The 3,616-nt window shown below is 41.3% G+C and carries 6 protein-coding genes; 2 read left to right on the forward strand and 4 right to left on the reverse strand.

Annotated elements, in window-relative coordinates; genetic code table 11:
• The coding region (locus Q0R37_RS15445; RefSeq protein WP_294755503.1) for a hypothetical protein at positions 1 to 311 on the reverse strand (311 nt) is incomplete at its 3' end.
• 255 nt (positions 312 to 566) lie between these two features.
• Here Q0R37_RS15445 and Q0R37_RS15450 point away from each other — a divergent pair.
• Entirely contained in the window at positions 567 to 878 is a 312-nt protein-coding gene (locus tag Q0R37_RS15450; RefSeq protein ID WP_072419348.1) for a helix-turn-helix transcriptional regulator, read from the forward strand.
• Between the two features lie 30 nt (positions 879 to 908).
• Entirely contained in the window at positions 909 to 1,796 is an 888-nt protein-coding gene (locus Q0R37_RS15455; RefSeq protein ID WP_294755505.1) for a hypothetical protein, read from the forward strand.
• A 116-nt stretch (positions 1,797 to 1,912) separates the two neighbouring features.
• On the opposite strand, the gene Q0R37_RS15460 is transcribed toward Q0R37_RS15455, so the two are convergent.
• The 3 genes from Q0R37_RS15460 to Q0R37_RS15470 form a co-directional block, all read right to left on the reverse strand.
• Positions 1,913 to 2,242, reverse strand: coding sequence for a single-stranded DNA-binding protein (locus tag Q0R37_RS15460; protein WP_294755506.1), 330 nt, complete (start codon positions 2,240 to 2,242; stop codon positions 1,913 to 1,915).
• 12 nt (positions 2,243 to 2,254) lie between these two features.
• Positions 2,255 to 2,464 (reverse strand): hypothetical protein, encoded by a 210-nt coding sequence (locus Q0R37_RS15465; RefSeq protein WP_294755508.1) that lies wholly within the window; start codon positions 2,462 to 2,464, stop codon positions 2,255 to 2,257.
• A gap of 138 nt (positions 2,465 to 2,602) precedes the next feature.
• Positions 2,603 to 3,616 (reverse strand): relaxase/mobilization nuclease domain-containing protein (locus Q0R37_RS15470; RefSeq protein WP_294755510.1); only part of this gene is annotated, 1,014 nt, incomplete at its 5' end.

Here is a 3,616-nt window from a genome sequence, read left to right on the forward strand (position 1 = left end):
TTATGCTGAATACAGCACACGACCAGGTCTGAACGGTCAACCATACACCTGTTACGAACTTGTATCGCAGACTTATAGTGTGCATCAGATGATTCCGAGCATATCTCCACCTCATCATAGTAGCTGAGGTAGTTTTGCTCGTTGTCACGGTACTCGGCTTTCATATACGGCAGTACAAGGATAATTGATGTGTTACCGTAGCCGTATTGCTTAACGGCTTGTCTTATAGCCGAAGCAGCCAACAAGTCAAATTCTCCGTCCCGTCCGATGAGAAACTCAACATACTGTTTCTGCGTAATGAGATCATGCAAGAGTTGGTCCAGCTTACTTTCGATCTCTGCCGCCCTTTCTACTTCACGATGCCCAAAGAAACTGACTGTGTATATGTCCATAGCTTACACCTAAAAATGTTGTTGTTCGTATTACTAATGATACCACCGCAAGAATAATCTAATATATCTTGATTATAACATATATTAGAAGATTATTCAAGATAAAACAACATATTTCCTTTGAGTATAGCTGATTTCTTTTGCTGTATTATAGTAGTAAGAGGTGATTTAGCTATGACAGACGATTTTGTAAGAAACAGAATAACTCAGCTCCGGCTGCAAAAGGGTGTATCGGAGTACCAGATGAGCTATGATCTCGGTCATAGCCGTGGATATATTTATAATATTTCATCGGGAAAGTCCCTTCCACCGCTGTCGGAGCTGTTTGCGATATGCGACTACTTCGGCATCACACCTGCTGAGTTCTTCGATGACAGCATTTCAAATCCTGAGCTGATACGGAAAGCAGTTGAAGGTATGAAGCAGCTTGATGACGGGGATCAACTGATGATTTTGAATCATATCAATAGGCTGTTGAAGAAATAGCCGCCTATGTGTTTGTTAGGAGCATTTCAAATGAAAGTATATCTCGATTACAATATATGGCAGGAGATGCTAAATAACGAAGAAACCCAAAAGTTTTTTATCCTTAAGAAAGAACAGGGATGGAGATACTACTTAAGTGTTGCCCATTTAGATGAATTGTGTCATGCGTATCAAAATGAAACTCCTCAATATACCGGATTTGCCGAAAAATTAAAACTGTTAATGTTTGAACATTCAGAATCGGGATTATTTATTCCAGATGATAATGGCATTGTCTACCATTCAAGTGATAATGAGCGTAATCAGAGAATGGATATTATCGGAAACTATTATAGCTCACAAGGAATTGTTTCAAATTTGGCAAAAGGTCGCTTCAAAAACTTCAAAGATGATGGTGTTGAAAACATATCCGGTATAGAGGGCGTTAACGCAGATGAACTATACACAAAAATATGGGAACATCCACGTATTGCAGCTAAAATTGAGAGTTACAACAATTGCACTTCAAAATTTGAAAAAGTCACAAAAGACCAAGCATATCGATTTATGGCTGATGAATTAGTTGATTTTTATAAACCGCTTGTAAAGATTGATGAAGTTGCATATAAATACATAATTGCAATGACTGAGAAAATAAGACCAAATATGTTTCCGAATATAAGAAACGACTTTTATAAAATAGAATCAGTAATTGAATACTTATTCTTTGTTCTTACTTCATGTGGGTATAAAATGGATACAAAGGAACGCACTTTTATTTCAAGTTATTATGATACTAAACATTCAATTCTTTCTGTAGAATGTGATATTTTTATTACTAAAGATAAAAAACTAAAAGAGAAATTTAAAGCTATTGCATACTATCTTGGAATACCTATTAAAATACAGCTTTGGAACAACGGTCAACTTATCATATAAATATGAAATAAGGCTCCCAGAAATACTCTGAGAGCCTTGTTTCATATTTATGGATAACGTCACCGAAAGCTGCTATAAACCATTTCCGTTCGCCTGAGAGCATACCGCCCACACCGTTAAAAAAGCTGTCCCGAATCAACATCGACCTTTACCGCAAACCTATTCTGAAAGTGCAGTTCCTCCACTATAATAACTGCTGTCTTGTCGGGAGCCTTCCTAAGTGAGCCGACAAAGGTTATCTGCCCACCTTTTGAGTAGAGAAAACTTACTGATTTAGCGTTGTCATCAAATGCAAGGCAAGTAAACGTGTCTGTCTCGATGGAATCAACGCCCATGTGCTTTGGTTGATCAACTGCGATGCTGAATTTGCAGTAGCTGTAATCCTCCTCAGTTGCAACGGTCAGATCGGTGGTGATGCGTCCTGTCATCATGATCTTATTCAACATGGTCTACTCCTTTCAGTCTTCATCAGAACACTCGTCAAGCCCGTGCGTGAGTTGGATATAAACGCACTCTGCACGGTCATGTTCCTCACCGTCCGTAGACATCATCATTTCAAGGAAATATGCCTTAGCTTCCTCATAGTCCGTCCAGACCTTGCGCCTGCCATTGTAGACGGTAACGACTGTGCTTGATTTTGGCATTGCCAATTCAGGTGTTTTCAACATAGCTGTGTACCTCCAAATCAATATTGTAGATACAGTATATACCATAATCAAGCAAGAGTCCAGCATATCAGAATAATTGTAATAATTCTTGTGCAGGGCGCAGCAAAATACGGCAAATCCCCAGTGCAATGCGCTGTATCATTCAAGTACATTCTGCCTTCGTTTTTTCTGCTGATCTCGACTCTGCTCCTGACGTAGATACTGCTCGATCTCATTCGCCGCCTGCGACAGTTCGTCCGCTTTCAGCTTGATAGCCTTATATCGAGCATTTTTCTGAGCCTTTTGCTGGTTCAGATCTGCGATACGCTTATTCAGTTTTTCGGCAGTCGGCACATGACCGCTTGGATACCATTCAAGCAGTTTCTTTTTCAGCTCGTGATAATCAGCCAGAGTACCGCCGTGAGCTTTTCTATACTTCTCCTGTTTCCGTCCGCTGAGGGACTTGTACTCATCATAATATGGCTTAAAAGCCCAGAATTTTCTGAGCGTTTCAGGACGTTCTTCAAGCTCCTTGATCTCGTCCGAAATAGCGTTAAGCTCCTGAACAAGTGCCACCCTCTCACTGAATGCGGCTATGCTCTCGGCTTTTGCTTCCTCGGCAGTCACGCCGTACTTGGCAAGAATATTCATCGCCTTGCTTGTCAGCTTTATGTTATTGCGGTCGATGCTGTCACGGATAAACTTGTTTTCCTCCGCCTGCACAGGCACACGGACGATCCTTGCTTTCGGCTTGTACTCCATAGCTTTCTTGTAATGAATAATACGGCTCTTGATCTGCTCCGTTTCGTAAAACCACCCAAGTGTTTTCGCCCTCGTCATTTTGGCTCTCGGATTGCGTTCTTTCTGCTCGGTAAGCATAAATTTCAGGTCGATCGTATGCTCCGGATTGTAGTAGACAAGTATGCCGTTCTGAGCGCATTTCAGCAGGAAATCTGCGAAGTCATCGCTCTCCTTTACGACCTGATCTATGGCATATTTTAGCTTTGCTTTCCATGACAGACCTTGCCTGTTCATGTCCCACTCCCAGTGTGATTTTCCCTTGACTTCTTCGGGGTGTTCAATAACAGACAAATTATTCTCCTTGCATAGCTCGTCCGATATGCGCCTGACCTCTGCCCACGCACGGTCTTTTTTCTTGCCCTGATTATGCTC

Origin of the sequence: uncultured Ruminococcus sp. (assembly GCF_946415235.1) — a bacterium.
Lineage (GTDB): Bacteria > Bacillota > Clostridia > Oscillospirales > Ruminococcaceae > Ruminococcus.

Coding starts and splice junctions, on each gene's coding strand:
- Q0R37_RS15450 (WP_072419348.1), top strand. CDS start 567: ATGACAGACGATTTTGTAAGAAACAGAATAACTCAGCTCCGGCTGCAA.
- Q0R37_RS15455 (WP_294755505.1), top strand. CDS start 909: ATGAAAGTATATCTCGATTACAATATATGGCAGGAGATGCTAAATAAC.
- Q0R37_RS15460 (WP_294755506.1), bottom strand. CDS start 2,242: ATGTTGAATAAGATCATGATGACAGGACGCATCACCACCGATCTGACC.
- Q0R37_RS15465 (WP_294755508.1), bottom strand. CDS start 2,464: ATGTTGAAAACACCTGAATTGGCAATGCCAAAATCAAGCACAGTCGTT.